The organism is Colwellia sp. BRX8-5 (assembly GCF_014077325.1).
In the GTDB taxonomy this organism is placed as follows: domain Bacteria; phylum Pseudomonadota; class Gammaproteobacteria; order Enterobacterales; family Alteromonadaceae; genus Colwellia_A.
In genome coordinates, this window is the sequence record NZ_JACGVR010000014.1 from 79,923 (window position 1) to 97,023 (window position 17,101).

Sequence of the window (17,101 nt, forward strand, 5' to 3'; positions counted from 1 at the left end):
AGTGTCATAACATAAACGCTAATATTACTGTGTTTATTTGTTGGAGTTGGCTGTGCTAAAGCCTTTAGCAATCTAACTTTGACCAACTAGGTATGACTTATCGCAGATAGTGCAGCAGTCTTACTAACAATCATAAGTAGTTGATATAGTGATTTAAGTTATCTTAATTGCCGTCAATAGCACTATAAAAATTAATTTTTTTTGGTAAATAACAGCAATACATTAAAATTTTAACCTCGTTGTTATGACCTGTCTATAGATTCAATTTATCAACTAAATTGCTAGTGGGATCATCATTAATATTATCGATAATTATTGCTGTTGTAGTATCCGAGTAATTGGTGGTTATTCGATAATATCCTATTGACCTAAGTAGAATCTTAGTTTAGATTAAAAACCTGACTATATAGTCAGGTTTTTAATATCAATACTCAAAATAAATAAAATGCTGTATTTGGTCTTAGTCTCCATTGTCATCAAAATAATAATAAAATCAAAATAACAGGGAATAACATGGATACGAATATACTACGCAGCATTTTGGGGATTTTTGTCCTTTTAGCTATTGCCTATTTCGCCTCGTCAGATAGAAAGAACATTAATTGGCGAACGATTATTGGTGCACTAGTGTTACAAATATCTCTGGGTGCTTTTGTGTTATATATCCCCGCAGGTAAAGATATCTTGTTGAGTGTTGCTAGCGGTGTATCTAATGTTATTGGCTATGCCAATGACGGTATTAGCTTTATATTTGGCGAACAAATAGGTGAAAAAAGCTTAGGCTTTATGTTCGCTTTCCATGTCTTACCCGTCATCGTCTTTTTCTCGGCGTTGATTGCCGTGCTTTATTATATTGGTGTAATGGAGTTGGTAATTAAGTTTATTGGTGGTGGTTTGCAAAAACTTCTTAAAACCAGTCAAGCTGAATCTATGTCAGCGACCGCAAATATTTTTGTTGGTCAAACCGAAGCGCCTTTAGTGATAAAACCTTTTTTGCCTAAGATGACCCGCTCTGAACTTTTTGCGGTAATGGTGGGTGGCTTAGCATCGGTAGCAGGCTCGGTAGTCGCCGGTTACGCTGGTATTGGTATTGATTTAAAATACCTCATCGCTGCTAGCTTTATGGCTGCCCCTGGCGGCTTGCTTATGGCAAAAATGTTAGTGCCTGAAACTGAACAGCCGAACGACAATTTAGACGATATGAAAAGCGATGTTAAAGAGGCCGTTAATGTTATTGATGCAGCCGCCACCGGAGCATCTAATGGCATGATGCTCGCGCTAAATGTTGGTGCTATGTTATTAGCATTTGTTGCTCTACTGGCGATGGTAAACGGTTTGCTAGGTGGCTTTGGAGAATGGTTCGGCCTACAAAACCTAAGCTTACAACTGATTTTAGGTTATATTTTTCAACCGGTCGCTTATCTTATTGGGATCCCTTGGCATGAAGCAAACATGGCTGGGAGTTTCCTTGGTCAAAAAATTATCATCAATGAATTCGTCGCCTATCTAGATTTTATTACTGTTGCTGATCAATTAAGTGCCAGAACCCAAGCCATTATCACCTTTGCACTTTGTGGTTTTGCTAACTTATCTTCCGTGGCTATTTTATTGGGCGGCATGGGTAACATGGCACCTTCTCGTCGCCCCGATATTGCTAAGCTTGGCATGAAAGCGGTTCTCGCTGGGGCTATGGCTAACCTGATGAGCGCAACTATTGCGGGAATTTTTATCTAATTTACCTCATTAATTTAAACGAATAAACAAACGAATAAACAGAAACTTTTTAACAGGAATTATTATGCAAGCACAACTATCTCAACTAGAACAATTAAAAACCATGACAACTGTCGTTGCTGATACGGGGGATATTGAAGCCATAGCAAAATTTTCACCAATGGATGCGACGACTAATCCTTCATTATTATTAAAAGCTGCTGCTATACCTGCTTATCAAAACTTACTGACAGAAGCTGTTAATTGGGCAAAAAGTCAGACTAAAGACAAGGCCATTGAAGTCAGTCTTGCGGCTGATAAATTATCAGTATTAATTGGCTTAGAAATTTTAGCGATTGTACCCGGTCGTATTTCTACTGAAGTTGATGCACGTTTATCTTTTGATAAAGAAGCAAGTATTGTTAAGGCTCGTCAACTTATCGCTATGTATCAAGAAGCCGGTGTTGGTAAAGAACGTATTTTGATAAAAATGGCGTCAACTTGGGAAGGTATTCAAGCGGCTAAACAACTTGAGCAAGAGGGGATTCAATGTAATTTAACCTTGTTATTTAGTTTTGCTCAAGCAAAAGCTTGTGCTGAAGCACAAGTGTATTTAATTTCACCCTTTGTTGGTCGAATTCTTGATTGGCACAAAAAAGATACTGGTCGTGATAGCTATTTAGCCAATGAAGATCCTGGGGTGATTTCTGTTACAGAAATTTTTAATTATTACAAACAGCATGACTACAATACTGTGGTGATGGGCGCAAGTTTTCGTAATATCGATGAAGTTATCGCCCTTGCTGGCTGTGACAGATTAACGATCAGTCCACCATTAATGAGTGAATTATCAGATAATTATCAAGGTATAACGCAGCAATTAATGCCTGCAACTCGTGTTCAAGATAAACCCGTAGCATTAACTGAAGCTGAGTTTCGCTGGGAAATGAATCAAGATGCGATGGCAACAGAAAAACTAGCAGAAGGTATTCGTAACTTTGCCATTGACCAGTGCAAGCTCGAAGTACAACTAAGCCAATTATTTTAAGATAACTTTAGGAAACCCTTCATGCTAATGGATACTTTTAACGACACTTTAGGACAACACTCATGTTAATGGATACTTTTAACGATAAGTGGCGAGAACTTCAACAACACTTGCTTGAGATAAAAAGTAGCCATTTGCGTGACTTGTTTGCCAGTGATCCACTACGAGCAGAAAATTTATCGGTTAGTGCTTGTCGCTTAAATTTAGATTATTCAAAAAATCGTATTACTGAGAAAACGCGCGCTTTGTTAATCGAGTTAGCCGAATCAGCGCAATTAGCTGAAAAAAGAGAGGCGATGTTCGCTGGTGCGCCGATTAATAATACTGAGAACAGATCGGTATTACACACAGCTTTGCGACAACAAGACAGTACACCTGTACTTGTTGACGGTGTTGATATTATACCTCAAATCAAAGCGGTGCGCCTTAAGGTAGAAGCAGTCGTTAACCAAGTGCGTGACAAGAGATGGTTAGGTTATAGTGGTAAATCTATTACTGATGTCTTAAATCTAGGTATTGGTGGCTCTTTCTTAGGGCCTAAAATAGTGACTACTGCATTAAAACCTTATGTTGAAGGTGGGCCTAAACAGCATTTTGTGGCCAATATAGATGGAAATCATCTACATGATGTTTTAACTCATTTAAACCCTGAAACAACCTTGGTGTTGATCGCATCAAAGTCTTTTAATACTCAGGAAACTCTGACGAATGCCGAGTCTACTCGCCAATGGTTTTATGACTATGGTGTTACGTTTGAGCAGCTAAACCGACACTTTATTGCCATATCATCCAATGTAACTAAAGCGGTCGAATTTGGTATTAATGGTGACAATGTTTTTCCGATGTGGGATTGGGTTGGGGGACGATATTCATTATGGTCAGCTATTGGCATGCCTATTGCGATGGCAATAGGTAATCAAGGATTTACTGAATTACTAAAAGGTGCTGCCGATCTTGATAAGCATTTTAAAGAGGCACCGCTTGAGCAAAACTTACCGGTACTCATGGGGATGTTAGGGGTGTGGAACCATAACTTTTTTGGTTGTCAAACTCATGCTTTATTACCATACAGTCATTATTTACGTGGTTTTCCTGCGTATGTACAACAGATGGACATGGAGTCTAACGGTAAAAGCTGCCAGCTTAATAATGAAATTGTCAGCAGTACTACCGGTCCGGTTATTTGGGGCGCAGAAGGCACGAATGGTCAACATGCTTTTCATCAGTTATTACATCAAGGTACGTCAGTAGTACCGGTTGATTTTATTCAGCCATTAGTTGCTGAACATAATATGAACGGTCACCAAGATATGCTCGTTGCCAATTGTTTTGCACAAAGTAAAACGCTAATGCAAGGTAAAACACATCAACAAGCCTATGATGAACTTGTCGCTTCAGGTATGGAAGAAGCATTAGCCAAAGTGATTGCCAAACATAAAGAAATGCCAGGGAATCGACCATCGAATACCTTGACCTTTGACCGATTAACACCATACCAACTTGGGACGCTAATTGCTTTATATGAGCATAAAGTCTTTGTTCAAGGGGTTATTTGGAACTTAAATTCCTTCGACCAATGGGGGGTCGAGCTTGGGAAAATATTAGGTGATGATATATTATCTCGCATTGGACAGCCTAATAATACTGAACTTTCAGACAGTTCGACAGAATTACTCCTTGCGCAATACCGAGATGCTAATAAATCATTGATGTAACATTAGGCCTTCTTTAAATACTCAATAAAAATCAATGATTAATAACCGAGTAAGACTATGTATCAATAATAGTTTACTCGGTTTTTTTATTTAATCTGTTGATATCAGGCAGTGTTGTTAAATCTGTTGGCAAATTGAAAAGCCAATTTATTGTTAGTAAATACGTTTATCAAGGGACCAACTAGGGTCCTTGAGTTAAGGCTTCAATGATTAAAACTTTAGTTCGTCTAAAAAAGACTGACCATAATCCATTGCGTCTAAGGTAAATAAACTGGCTAAAGTTTGTCCCAAATCGGCAAAACTATTGCGTTGGCCTAAGTTTATCGAATGGATATGATTGTGATAAGCGATAACTGGCACGAATTCACGCGTATGATCATTGCCTGGCCAAGTAGGATCACAACCGTGATCAGCGGTTAATAGCAGTAAGTCATCATCAGCCATTTGATCTAAAAACTCCGCTAAACGCTCATCGAAATATTCTAACGCTTCGCCAAACCCGACAGGGTCACGTCGATGACCAAAGTCTTGATCAAAATTAACTAGATTGGTAAAAATAATACTCTTATCTGCTGCGGTTTTCATATGTGCGAGCGTTGCATCTAATAACGCAGGTAGTCCGGTTGCTTTGGTTTTGATACTAATACCCTGATGCGCAAAAATATCGGCAATTTTACCGACACTTATCACCGTACCATCGGCTTGCGTTAATTTTTCTAATACGGTGGTCGCTGGAGGTAATACTGAATAATCTCTGCGATTACCTGTTCGCTCAAAATCGGCAGGAATCTCACCAATAAAAGGGCGAGCGATCACACGTCCTATATTTAACGGATCGAGTATTACCCGCACTTGTTGACAATATTTATAAAGATTATCTAAGCCAAAGTGTTGTTCATGGGCGGCAACTTGGAAAACACTGTCGCCTGAGGTGTAACAAATAGGTAAACCTGTTTTTATATGTTGTTCGCCTAAATTAGCGATAATATCGGTACCAGAGGCATGGCAATTTCCTAACATATCAGCATAACCTGTGGCTTGGTTTATTTGTGCCATCAGTTCTGCTGAGAAGCTATTTTTCTTATCAGTAAAGTAAGTCCAATCAAATAAAACCGGCACTCCTGCCATTTCCCAGTGACCACTAGGGGTATCCTTACCAGTACTTATTTCAGCAGCGTAACCATAAGCCCCTTTCGTTGGCTTAACGGGTTCAACACAAAGCGTGCGACCTGACGCTTGTTGACAAGCCTTAACTAAGCCCAGTTTACTTAAATGAGGAAGCTTTAAAGGGCGTCCTTTAATTTCTTGAAATTTTTCAGCTAAATTTGCAAAGGTGTTGGCGTTAACATCACCAAAAGCTTCTGCATCAGGGGCATGACCTAAGCCAAAACCGTCAATGACCAAAATAATTGCTCTCGACATAATTGTTCTCATTTTATAAATTTATTTAAAGAAGGGGATAAAAAGTTAAGGCGACTTTACAGTCGCCTTAATAATGGATTCATCTCAGTTGAGTATCAATAATTAGGTAATGAGTTGATGTATCACAGGTTCAACAATAACTGGCGCTACTGAAATTTCAACCGCACTTAAGTATTGTTTAATCGCTTGAGTTGCTTGAGCGTCATCTTTGGCATGAACAATAGCAATGATGTCACCTTCAGCGACTTTCGTGCCTTTTGGCTTAATATCACTAAAGCCGACACTGTAATCTAAGCTTTGATTATGGTCGACACGACCACCACCCATTTCTACTAATGCCATACCTATAGCACGAGTATCCATAATGCCAATGTAACCAGCTTTTGAGGCGACGATGTTTTTAGTCATATTAGCTTTAGGCAGTAAACTTTCACTGTGAGTTAATAAATCAGCTGGGCCACCCATCGCGGTGATCATTTTGCCAAATATTTCAGCGGCTTTACCTGATGTTAATGCCTCTTCGGCCAACGTTGTTGCTTGTTCAATATCACGGGCTATTTTACTGGTTAATAACATTCGAGCAGCAAGGGCTATCGTGACTTCATGCAACCTTGGTTCACGATATTTTCCGGTCAAATAATCTATAGTTTCTTGTATTTCAAGCGCATTACCCACTGTGGTTCCCAGCGGTTGATTCATATCAGTGATTAATGCTTGTGTCGGTGTTCCTGCGCCATTGGCGACTGAGACAATTGAATGAGCTAATGCTTGAGCTGATTCAATATCGGCCATCATCGCGCCATTGCCTACTTTTACATCCATGACTAAAGACTCGAGGCCAGCTGCTAATTTTTTTGATAAAATAGAAGCGGTGATCAATGGGATGGATTCTACTGTGCTCGTTACGTCACGAATTGAATAAAGACGTTTGTCGGCTGGTGCTAAATCTTTGGTTTGTGAAATAATTGCTGTGCCTTGCTCTTTAACTGTTGCTTGGAACTCTGCAAGGCTAGGGCGAACATTAAAACCAGGGATGGCCTCTAATTTATCAACCGTACCACCAGTATGACCTAAACCTTGTCCTGCAATCATTGGCACATTAGCCCCACATGCCGCGACTATTGGTGCTAGCATTAAGCTTACTTTATCACCAACACCACCCGTTGAATGTTTATCTACAATGGGTTTGTTTAATTTATTATGCCAATCAACAACCGTACCCGAGTCACGCATAGCCATGGTTAGATTAACAACTTCATCGGTTGTCATGCCATTAAGCCAAATAGCCATAGCCATAGAGCCAACTTGTGCATCGGTGAAATCACCTGTTTTAAGACCGTCAACAAAGCATTGAATTTCATCTACAGTTAAAGCTTGTTTATTACGTTTTTGACGAATGATATTTTGAGGTAAGTGCATAGTGATCCCTTTAGATAATAATTGAGTTGAAAAGCATTAGGTAACAATTATGTAAACGTCCATGCTTTTTAATTTGTTAATTGGTTGCTAATAGCATAGCTATGTATTGCTTTTATTTAGTATTATAGTTGAGCCATAACTAGCTGTTTAATACATTTAATAGCCATATATTGTGTTTTCCTGACTCATGTGTCAAGATCTAATCGTGTTTTTCTGACCAATTGGTCAGATTATTATACTATGCCCGTTGTTTTACTAAAAGAGTATTGTCATGTCCCTGTTAGAAGCCTTTGGTTATGTTGCAAGTGTGCTAATTGCCTTATCGTTAATGATGTCTAATATCAAACGATTGCGTTGGATAAATTTATTTGGTGCTGCTGCCTTTAGTGTTTACGGGTACTTTATTGATGCCTACCCTGTTTTTATTTTAAACGGTTGGATAGCTTTGGTTGATGTATACTATTTAATCCGTATTTATCAAGAAAAAGATCAATTTGATTTAATTAAATTAAAATCAGTGGAATCATCTTTTTTCAACTTGTTAAAGGAACGTTACGGTAAAGATATCATTGGCTTATGTAAAAACTTTCAGTGGCAGCAACTTGATGATGCCGTGGTATTGTTATTGTTTAGGAACATGAAACCCGTAGGATTATTTGCTTATCGGGAGTTAGATGAGGACGGTAAGGTTGAAGTGCTACTCGACTATATCATTCCCGAAGACCGAGATTTTAAAGCAGCCAAATTTATGTTCTCTGCTGAAGAAAATCAACTAAGACAAGAAGGTATTAAACATTTAATCGTCGAGCCATCAGATGATGCTCATGAACTTTACTTGAGACGGGTTGGCTTTACCAAAAAGGCTGATCATTACGAATTATTAATCAATTGAGTGTACTGAAGACCGCAAGCAGATAAATACCGGGTTTAAAAGGGAAAACAATAAAATCCCGCCATCACCTTAAATGAAGTGGCGGGGTGTTCGCTATTAGCGCGTTAGTTCTTTTGTGAATTTTCTAAATCTTTAATCTGCACGGCTATTTTTTCTGCTTCAGCAGTGATCATCGAATATGACTTTATATCTCCATTTCTTTGCGAAAACATCGCTTGTTCAAGCTTAGCTTCATAGAGTTTATTTAATCTTTTTATCGGGTCTTTTTTAAATATCCCAAACATTTTATTTACCATTGAGTTGGTTACTGTTAGTTATACGTATACAAATCGATTTTAGTTTTTATTATTTACATTTTAATTAAAAACTTATTGTATCGTGCTACGTGTTGCAAAAATTTATTCTCATTATAAGAGGGAAAAATGGAAAAAAATAAATTCAGCTCAGAATGGTCCTTACTCCAAAATCAGTTTGACAGCTATGAGAAACATTCGCTTTATATAAAACTTATTGCCGTTATCGTTTTACTAATAGCCATTATATCGAATGTAATCACGATTCCTATCTTTTTAATCTTAGTCGTTTTATGGCTTCAAGATGCTGTTTGGAAGACATTTCAATCACGTATTGAGACACGGCTTTTACAGCTGGAAAAATATATTTCAGCCGACAGTAGTGAAAATGTATGTCAATTTAACTCTGAATATCATAAAGTTAGCTTATCAGGTCTTACCTTAATTAAAGAATATGCCTGTCAATCAATTAGGCCTACTGTTGCATTTCCTCATGTAGTATTGATATTCATCTTATGGGTTCAGCATGTGTTGTAGTGGGTTAGCTTATATTGATAAATCACTTATGACTTTAGATAACTATTGTTTTATTCGCGCGAATATCGCGTTATTTTTTGGATAATTATTATGAACTTAGACAAATCGACTAAACGTATTGATAAAAGAGTTAAGAAAGGATTTCAAGGCTACCCACAAATTTCATTAGCTTATTTTGGTCAGTCAGCTGATTGTGCTACTGAAGTTGTGGTTGGTTTTATTGCCGCTGAAGGTGATGCTCCACAAGAGCAAAAATTTACCAGTAAAGGTGATGCGAGAAAAGATGAAACTATTCAAACAACACTATTAAAAGTTATTGAACGTGCTGATGCAAAAACAGTGGTAGAAGTTGCGGGTGTTACCCTTATTAAATAATGTTGCTGGCTAATTACTGTCTGTTAATAGGTCAGTGAATATTGAGTTTAAAAATTAAAGATGACCATAATTTATAGATTTTCTGACGACCATATAAAGCAAGTTCACCAGCTTTATAAAAGTGTATGGTGGGGTAAAGAACGCTCACTCGAAGACACTCAAAATTGTATTCGTGGTTCTCAAATTTGTATTGGTATTCTCGATGTAGACAATGAGCTCATTGGTTTTACGCGAATTCTAAGCGACTTTATCTATAAAGCAATAATCTTTGATGTGATTGTAAGCGCCTCTCATCGCGGTAATGGTATCGGTCAGCAATTGATGAGCCTGGTTAAAAACCATGATAAATTAATCAAAGTAAAACATTTTGAATTATATTGCTTACCTGAACTGGAGAGCTTTTATAAAAATCTTGGTTTTTCAACGGATGTCGGTGGTATAAAATTAATGCGCTGCAGCAACCGTTAATTTTTATATAAAAGCCTAGCCATGCTTTAGTTGAACTATGGGTAATACTATTAAGCTATTATTTCTAAAAAAGATCGACTTAGCCTGTTGATTTATTATTACAGATAGGATTTAATCCACATGTCGGTTATTAGAATAAATACTCAAATTGTATGTTTTTAATAATCAACCAGAAGAGGAGCAGTAGCTAGGTAGATAACACGAAGAACCACCATTCTTTTGACTGTTATTGAGGGAGACTATTGCCGAGAGTAATTAGCGAGTGGCGTTATTTATTCGGTTACTAGGGCTGAATCCCTAGGATTGTCACCTCTAGTTAGTATGTTAAGTGCTAATTAGATTATGGTGGAGAGCTTCTGGCTGAAAAGTTTAGTTTATCTTACCAAGAACACTTCTTAATTCAGCCATGCTCTTCCTTGAAGTTTATAAAGTTACCCTATAATTATTACTGGGGGCTTAATTAGGGAGACCTTAGATGTCATTATTACCTTTTACTGTTGCAAAATTTGGCGGCACAAGTCTAGCTGATCATCAAGCGATGTTACGATGCGCTCAGATCATTAAAAACGATGCAAGTAACAAAGTTGTTGTCGTATCTGCAAGTTCAGGCGTTACTAATTTACTGGTTCGTTTAAGTCAAAAAGATGTATCTCAGCATGAACAATTAACAATCATTAGCAGTATTCGCGCTATCCAATTTAATATTACCCAACATTTAGCTGAAGAAACACAGCTAAACTTTCAAATTGATCAACTGCTAAATGAGTTAAGCGAGTTCTCTAACGCGCAATCACTTAATTATTGCCCACGCATAGCCGATGCAATTTTGTCATTTGGTGAACAAATGAGTTCATGTATCTTTGCACAAGTCCTTAAATCTGTTGGTGTTAATGGCGAAATGTTTGATGTTCGCCAAGTTATGAAAACCAACGCATTATACGGTAAAGCCGTTGTTAACCTTGAGATGCTCGCTAATAACGCACAGCAATTTCTTATGCCTTTGCTGGTTGATAAAGTTATCGTTACCCAAGGTTTCATTGGTCAAGACGAGGACGGTCATACGACAACCCTAGGCCGTGGTGGATCTGATTACAGTGCGGCACTTTTAGCCGAAGCGTTACATGCCGATAATCTTTCTATTTGGACTGATGTTGTCGGTATTTTTACCACAGACCCACGTATTACCGAGCATGCCCGTGCTATTAAAGAAATCAGTTTTGGCGAAGCGGCTGAAATGGCGACCTTTGGCGCAAAAATTCTTCATCCGGCAACACTCATTCCTGCGATGAGAAAGAATATTCCGGTTTTTGTTGGTTCAAGTAAGGAACCAGAGAAGGGGGGTACACGCATTCAACAGTTTGTTGAATCGAGCCCAATATACCGCTCAATAGCCTTACGTAGAGAGCAAACATTAGTAACGGTAAAGAGTCCTGCTATGCTACATGCTAGTGGTTTTCTTGCACAAGTCTTTGGTATTTTAGCCAAACATGAACTGAGTGTTGATTTAATTACCACCAGTGAAATCAGTATTGCGCTAACCTTTGATAATCCAACGGGGTCGACGCAAGCGCTTTTAAATTCAACCGTTGTTGAAGAATTAGAACAGCTTTGTGAAGTCACCGTAGAGCACGGTTTATCGTTAATAGCGGTTATAGGAAATAAAATGCATCGCAGTAATGGCGTTGGTACCAGTATTTTTGAAACTATATCAGGGATAAACGTGCGGATGATTTGTCATGGCGCCAGTGAACATAACTTATGTTTCTTAGTCGACGAGAAACAAGCAAATGAAACCGTTGAAAAGCTACACAATGCCTTATTTTCATAAGCTTTAAGCGTAATATTTCTTTGGTCAGTACAGAAAAAAGATAAAACACCTTGCCGTGTTTTATCTTTTATTTATCAAGATTCGTAACTTAACGGATCGGTAACATTATTATCACTGAAAGCTTCTAAACGCTCTTGGCAGGCACCACATTTTCCACAGGCTTTTTCACGGCCGTTATAACACGTCCAAGTATTATCATAGCTTAAGCCCATTTTTAATCCATCGGTTAAAATATCACTTTTAGTAACCGTTAAATAAGGGCTAAATATTTCTACTGACTCGTAGTTAGCTATTTTACACACCTCATTCATTTTCATTACAAATTCGGGACGACAATCAGGATATATTGCATGGTCTCCTGAATGTGCGCCGTAATAAACTTGGCTAGCCCCCACTGAAACGGCATAACCGACCGCAAGTGATAACAAAATCATGTTACGGTTAGGTACAACCGTTGATTTCATACTTTCAGCTTCGTAATGACCTTCAGGAATATCAATATTGTCGGTTAATGAAGAACCAGCAAGTAATTGATTAATAGATGATATATCGATAATTTTATGGTTTACATCAAGTGATTGACAAACCGTACTGGCAAATTCAATTTCTTTGACATGACGCTGTCCGTAATCAAAGGTTAATGCGAACACTTCTTTGCCATCATGCAAGGCGCGATTAAGAACAGTGAATGAGTCCATGCCACCAGAATAAATAACAACAACTTTGTTTGTCATTTCTAAAGTCTCTTAGGGTATAATTAATATCGCGCATTTTACTTCAATTTACACCAGCAATAAACAGGCAAAAACCCCGATGACCGTAAAATACAAAATTAATGAATTATTTGAAACTATTCAAGGAGAGGGCGCTTTTACCGGTCAACCTTCAATTTTTATCCGTTTACAAGGTTGCCCCGTTGCTTGCTCGTGGTGTGATACTAAGCATACTTGGGCAATAAACCTTGAAGATGAAGTAACACCGAATGCTATGTTAACAAAAGAAGCTGAATCTCAAACGTGGTCAGCGCTTACGGTTAAAGATATTTTAGCGATGATAACGGCAGAAGGTTATCAAGCCAAACACATTGTTATCACAGGCGGTGAGCCAGCGATGGTTGATTTACTCCCTCTGTGCCAAGTACTTGAAACCAATGGTTTTAGTTGTCAATTAGAAACATCGGGTACTTTTGAAATACAGGTGACGGATAAGTGCTGGGTGACTGTTTCACCCAAAGTAAACATGAAGGGTGGCTACAAAATATTAAACTCAGCGATGTTACGTGCCAATGAAATTAAACATCCAGTGGCGACTGAGCAGCATATAGACGACTTAAAAGCGTTATTAGCCGAACATAATATTGTTAACACCCAAGTTTATTTGCAACCGATTAGCCAAAAAGAACGGGCAACAGCGTTAGCAATAAAAAGCTGTATTGAAAATAATTGGCGTTTATCCGTTCAAGTACATAAATATTTAGGTATAGAGTAAATAATTACTTTACCTGCAATGGCAAAGTAATCGACACCGTGACACCTTGCGGATTATGATGATTACTTGCCACGATATGCCCCTGATGAAATTCACAAATCAAACGGGCAATATATAAGCCTAATCCCAAATGAGGGGTCTTATCTTCTTTCATTTGCGGTGTTTCACGCATTGAAACCATAGAATCAAAAAGTCGCTCTTCCATCGTGTCGGGTAATAACGTGCCGTTATTGCTAACGTGAATGGTGATGTCTTTATTTTTCAACGCTGTAGTTATGAAAAGTTTACTATCTTCACTAAACTCTACGGCATTAGTGACAACCTTATCTAATAATTGCGCTATATGCTCAGGCGATCCCGCCAACATTACTTTTTTATCTGAGGCCAAATACTCAATAGTAAAGTTAGGGTATATCTGCTGATATCCTTGTACACAACCATTAAGCACGTCAAAGACATTAAAACTGACCTTGTCAGTTTGATTGAGCATTTGTTCAAGACGAGTCGCTTCACTCATATTGGTTAATATATTGTTTAAGCGATTAATACCACTTTGGGCACGGTCAATGTAAGCGGAACTTTTCTCAGGTAAGGCTTGTAAAGACAAATTTTCTAAGGATGTTCTAACAATCGCTATCGGGGTGCGGAGTTCATGTGAGAGTCGTGACGACATATTTTCTAAGTAATGATTGTACTGGCTTAAACGATTTACTGCCGTAGAAAAACTGCGAGAGAGGTCGCCAATTTCATCATTGGCTGTTGATACTTGCATACTCTCGGCTATCTCGTTATTGATTCGACCGTGTTCATCAATAGCAATTTCTGCCTGATTACGCAGTTGGCGAATGCGATTTGAAATACGTGACGCAAAAAAGAAAAAAGCGAAAGCACCCAATAACATAATCGCTAAAATTGACGTAAACAATTTCTCTAAGGCTTTATTTCGTACACTGAGAATGCCATTGGTTGTTTCTTCAACAATGACCGCACCGTTGACCTTATCACTGATATAAATAGGGTATGCAGCTGATATGATTACCGCTTTTTTATCTGTGGTTAATCGCCATTGAGATTTTGGCATACCCGCAAGTGCGGCTTCAATATGTTCACCCGTTAGGTTTTGCGTGTCGTAAAGACGGTCAATAAAATCATCTTGAGGTTTGTTGAGCAAATGTTGAAATAACGGTTGTAAGTATTTTTGTGTCCAAGCATACCAAGAGCCATCGTTATCAGAGTTATTGATGTTTTTTTGCCATAAGCCACTGGCTTTTTTTATGTCGCCACTTTTTGCTAGTACGCGATGATGTTGATCAACCACCCAAATACGTGACTGTGTGTAACTCATGCCCTTTACTATGCGTTCAATTTCAGGTGACGGCACCAAAATGGTGCCTAAGGTTGCTGCGCTACTTGGATCTGCACTGCCTATTATTGTTGTGGCTGCACTTAATGGCGTATCGACATCATGAATGGCAAAGGCTAAGCGATCGCTGATTTTAGTTAAAGGGATGCGCAGTTCAATATTATAACCTTGCTCGGTATTGCGCCATTGGCCCTGAATGAAGCTAACGGGCTTTGGAAATTGAAGCCGTTCATTACTTTCAAGATCATTAATGCGATAGGCAGCAAGCCAGCCCTGATTTTTATTACTGACGATAAAGCGTTGAAAATTGCCATTAATATCGTTGAATGATAATTCCAGATGATCATTTTTGTTGATGGCTCGAGCATTTTCATCACGATAAATAACCGTATCGTCGATCACCTGAATAAAAAAGTATAAGTATTTATCATATTTTCCAACAGCGGCACTGAAATGATTAGTGAGCTTATCAACGCTTAATTGCCGACCAAGCTGGTTATTAACCCCATAGTAGTGGGACTTTTCTTGAAAACTTGGCCAGTCGTTGGGTAAACCGTCGAGATTTATCGCTTGGGATAACTGATAACCGTAAAGGTCTTTACCTTTTTCAACATCGGGTAAGAAACTGGCTTGGTTATTAAAAAGGTTAGGGCGTTCATGCAACGAAGTCGCGAGGGCTCTTGCTGTTCCTATGATTGTTTGTTCTTGACCAAAGCGTAAATACTTTTCCATTTCCCATACGTATTGATAACCAAACCAGGGAATGGCAAAGAGAAAACTAGACAGGAGTAAAAGCTTAGTTCGTAAGCCGAAACGAAAATTGAGCTTATTTTTCATCTTTGTTCCAACGATAGCCCATGCCATAAACTGTTTCTATGCAGTTAAAGTCTTTATCTATTTGGTTAAATTTTTTACGAATACGTTTTACATGGGAAGTAATGGTACTGTCATCGACATAGATGTTGGAGTCTTTCATCAGTTGTTGACGGTTCTTAACATGTCCGGGGTTTTTAGCTAAGGCAAAGACCATCCAAAATTCGGTGATCGTTAAATCAACACTTTGTTGTTGCCAAACAATGCTCATTCGTTGATTGTCGATAGTTAGCGGCCCTAATGTGAGTAAACTACTTTCAGCAGTTGGCTGTTTTAGTGCTTCTTGGCGACGAAAGAGGGCTGCAATGCGCGCTGATAAATGTGGCAGGCTAATATCTTTAGTTAAATAATCGTCAGCACCAATACGCAATCCTGACACCGTATCAACATCATTATCACGCGCAGTTAAAAAAATAATAGGCAAGGTCGTTGATATATTCCTAAGCCATTGGCATAGGGTAAAACCGCCGTCATATTCTTGCTCTAAGCCAATATCCAATATCACAAGGTGTGGCAAACTTATTGCAAAGGCCTTACAGGCGTTTTCTCTATTAGCAAAGGTCTGCACTTGATAACCTTGAACACGCAGCACATCCGCATAGTTTTCTCTTATAGCGGCTTCATCTTCGACTATGGCAATTCGTTTTAACACTCTATACGACTCTATTGGTTAACTTATTTTAAGGCACTATATAAGAGTTTTTTTATAAATGCGCGCAATTGTTGTAATTGCCACATTGTTGCCACATTTGCTCATTACTTTGCCTTTTTTGTGTCGTTTCAAAGCCTATTTTTCTTGTTTTAATTACCTCGTCAACAAAAAACACCTTAATCATTTAGGAATTAACATGAAAAAAATTAACAGTAAATTAAACCCAGCGAAACTTTTCTTAATCACAGCGCTTATTGCTGCACCGACATTAAGTCATTCCGCATACGCCTTTGAAAAGTCAAACTTAACAGCAAGCGATTCGGTTGAACTTAGTGACAGAGATAAAGAAAGTATTGGCTTAGGTAGCGGCATGATCATTGGCGCGATATTTGGTGGTCCTATTGGCGCTATTTTAGTGGGAGCGACCGGTACACTTATTGCGAAAACACAAAACGATAAAGAAAATTTGAGTGAACTACAGGCGTCATTGAAAAAGCAAGAGCATGATTATTTGCAGGCTGCAAACGAGTTCCGCCGCAATTTACAACGCTCTGAACAAAATCATCAATTAGAATTATCGGTTTTAGAACAAAACTTTGATAAAAAACACCAAAATGCCAGTCAACTACAAGCTGAAAATTTACTGATGAGTTTACAATTTTCAACTGGCTCTAGTGACTTACAGCCGCACTATAAAAGTCAAATCGTTGCTTTGGCAGAAATGTTACAACAATCGCCAAAACTCTTTATCGATTTATCGGGTTATACCGATAAACAAGGTAATAAAAAATCAAACCAAGCGCTGTCTATTGCTCGTGTTAACACCGTTAAAAATGCCTTAATTGACCAAGGCGTTAAAGCAGAACGCATTAAACTGTTTGCTTTTGGTGAGCAAGCGCCGGTAGTGGCTAACACTCAACAAGAAGTCAGTTTTTATGACCGACGTGTGGTAATAAAGCTGCACAGTAACACCGAGCAAGTGGCTAATAATTATTAAGTGTTGGTATAAGTGAAG

At 38.4% G+C, this 17,101-nt stretch carries 16 protein-coding genes and 1 riboswitch; of the genes, 10 read left to right on the top strand and 6 right to left on the bottom strand.

What is annotated here, in order from left to right; genetic code table 11:
- Nucleotides 1-513 precede the first annotated feature (513 nt).
- The 3 genes from H4J62_RS11265 (at nucleotide 514) to pgi (ending at nucleotide 4,476) form a co-directional block, all read left to right on the top strand.
- Complete coding sequence (locus H4J62_RS11265) at nucleotides 514-1,734, top strand: NupC/NupG family nucleoside CNT transporter (protein WP_070376818.1); 1,221 nt, start codon at nucleotides 514-516, stop codon at nucleotides 1,732-1,734.
- Nucleotides 1,735-1,798: 64 nt separating this feature from the next.
- Nucleotides 1,799-2,761: a transaldolase gene (tal, locus tag H4J62_RS11270; protein WP_070376819.1), complete on the top strand. Its 963-nt coding sequence runs from the start codon at nucleotides 1,799-1,801 to the stop codon at nucleotides 2,759-2,761.
- Nucleotides 2,762-2,823: 62 nt separating this feature from the next.
- Nucleotides 2,824-4,476 (top strand): glucose-6-phosphate isomerase, encoded by a 1,653-nt coding sequence (gene pgi, locus H4J62_RS11275; protein WP_182217389.1) that lies wholly within the window; start codon nucleotides 2,824-2,826, stop codon nucleotides 4,474-4,476.
- A 210-nt stretch (nucleotides 4,477-4,686) separates the two neighbouring features.
- Here the strand turns inward: pgi and H4J62_RS11280 are convergent, their stop codons facing one another.
- Both H4J62_RS11280 and deoA read right to left on the bottom strand, forming a co-directional pair.
- Nucleotides 4,687-5,898, bottom strand: coding sequence for a phosphopentomutase (locus tag H4J62_RS11280; RefSeq protein ID WP_182217390.1), 1,212 nt, complete (start codon nucleotides 5,896-5,898; stop codon nucleotides 4,687-4,689).
- Nucleotides 5,899-6,000: 102 nt separating this feature from the next.
- Nucleotides 6,001-7,317: a thymidine phosphorylase gene (gene deoA, locus H4J62_RS11285; RefSeq protein ID WP_182217392.1), complete on the bottom strand. Its 1,317-nt coding sequence runs from the start codon at nucleotides 7,315-7,317 to the stop codon at nucleotides 6,001-6,003.
- A gap of 271 nt (nucleotides 7,318-7,588) precedes the next feature.
- Here deoA and H4J62_RS11290 point away from each other — a divergent pair, with 271 nt between their 5' ends.
- Nucleotides 7,589-8,209: a hypothetical protein gene (locus H4J62_RS11290; protein ID WP_182217394.1), complete on the top strand. Its 621-nt coding sequence runs from the start codon at nucleotides 7,589-7,591 to the stop codon at nucleotides 8,207-8,209.
- A gap of 104 nt (nucleotides 8,210-8,313) precedes the next feature.
- Here the strand turns inward: H4J62_RS11290 and H4J62_RS11295 are convergent, their stop codons facing one another.
- Nucleotides 8,314-8,493 carry a DUF6435 family protein gene (locus H4J62_RS11295; protein WP_182217396.1) on the bottom strand — a complete coding sequence of 60 codons (180 nt, stop codon included), beginning with the start codon at nucleotides 8,491-8,493 and terminating at the stop codon, nucleotides 8,314-8,316.
- A gap of 138 nt (nucleotides 8,494-8,631) precedes the next feature.
- Here H4J62_RS11295 and H4J62_RS11300 point away from each other — a divergent pair, with 138 nt between their 5' ends.
- The 4 genes from H4J62_RS11300 to lysC all read left to right on the top strand — a co-directional run bounded on the left by H4J62_RS11300 (nucleotide 8,632) and on the right by lysC (nucleotide 11,710).
- Nucleotides 8,632-9,039 carry a hypothetical protein gene (locus H4J62_RS11300; protein ID WP_182217398.1) on the top strand — a complete coding sequence of 136 codons (408 nt, stop codon included), beginning with the start codon at nucleotides 8,632-8,634 and terminating at the stop codon, nucleotides 9,037-9,039.
- 90 nt (nucleotides 9,040-9,129) lie between these two features.
- The gene (locus H4J62_RS11305; RefSeq protein ID WP_070376826.1) at nucleotides 9,130-9,414 is read left to right on the top strand and encodes a hypothetical protein; all 285 of its coding nucleotides are present in this window, start codon (nucleotides 9,130-9,132) and stop codon (nucleotides 9,412-9,414) included.
- Between the two features lie 60 nt (nucleotides 9,415-9,474).
- The gene (locus H4J62_RS11310; protein WP_182217399.1) at nucleotides 9,475-9,882 is read left to right on the top strand and encodes a GNAT family N-acetyltransferase; all 408 of its coding nucleotides are present in this window, start codon (nucleotides 9,475-9,477) and stop codon (nucleotides 9,880-9,882) included.
- A gap of 165 nt (nucleotides 9,883-10,047) precedes the next feature.
- A riboswitch (Lysine riboswitch) is annotated at nucleotides 10,048-10,246 on the top strand.
- A gap of 111 nt (nucleotides 10,247-10,357) precedes the next feature.
- Nucleotides 10,358-11,710, top strand: a complete 1,353-nt coding sequence (gene lysC / locus H4J62_RS11315) for a lysine-sensitive aspartokinase 3 (RefSeq protein ID WP_182172353.1) — start codon at nucleotides 10,358-10,360, stop codon at nucleotides 11,708-11,710.
- A 74-nt stretch (nucleotides 11,711-11,784) separates the two neighbouring features.
- Here the strand turns inward: lysC and queC are convergent, their stop codons facing one another.
- Nucleotides 11,785-12,444, bottom strand: a complete 660-nt coding sequence (gene queC, locus H4J62_RS11320) for a 7-cyano-7-deazaguanine synthase QueC (RefSeq protein ID WP_070376829.1) — start codon at nucleotides 12,442-12,444, stop codon at nucleotides 11,785-11,787.
- 79 nt (nucleotides 12,445-12,523) lie between these two features.
- On the opposite strand from queC, the gene queE reads away from it, so the two are divergent.
- Nucleotides 12,524-13,198: a 7-carboxy-7-deazaguanine synthase QueE gene (gene queE, locus H4J62_RS11325; RefSeq protein WP_182217401.1), complete on the top strand. Its 675-nt coding sequence runs from the start codon at nucleotides 12,524-12,526 to the stop codon at nucleotides 13,196-13,198.
- A gap of 4 nt (nucleotides 13,199-13,202) precedes the next feature.
- On the opposite strand, the gene pdsS is transcribed toward queE, so the two are convergent.
- Nucleotides 13,203-15,398 (bottom strand): proteobacterial dedicated sortase system histidine kinase, encoded by a 2,196-nt coding sequence (pdsS, locus tag H4J62_RS11330; protein ID WP_182217403.1) that lies wholly within the window; start codon nucleotides 15,396-15,398, stop codon nucleotides 13,203-13,205.
- Nucleotides 15,388-16,086, bottom strand: a complete 699-nt coding sequence (pdsR, locus tag H4J62_RS11335) for a proteobacterial dedicated sortase system response regulator (RefSeq protein ID WP_182217405.1) — start codon at nucleotides 16,084-16,086, stop codon at nucleotides 15,388-15,390. The genes pdsS and pdsR overlap by 11 nt, the downstream gene beginning before the upstream one ends.
- A gap of 196 nt (nucleotides 16,087-16,282) precedes the next feature.
- On the opposite strand from pdsR, the gene pdsO reads away from it, so the two are divergent.
- Nucleotides 16,283-17,083: a sortase-associated OmpA-like protein PdsO gene (gene pdsO, locus H4J62_RS11340; RefSeq protein WP_182172364.1), complete on the top strand. Its 801-nt coding sequence runs from the start codon at nucleotides 16,283-16,285 to the stop codon at nucleotides 17,081-17,083.
- Nucleotides 17,084-17,101: the final 18 nt, after the last annotated feature.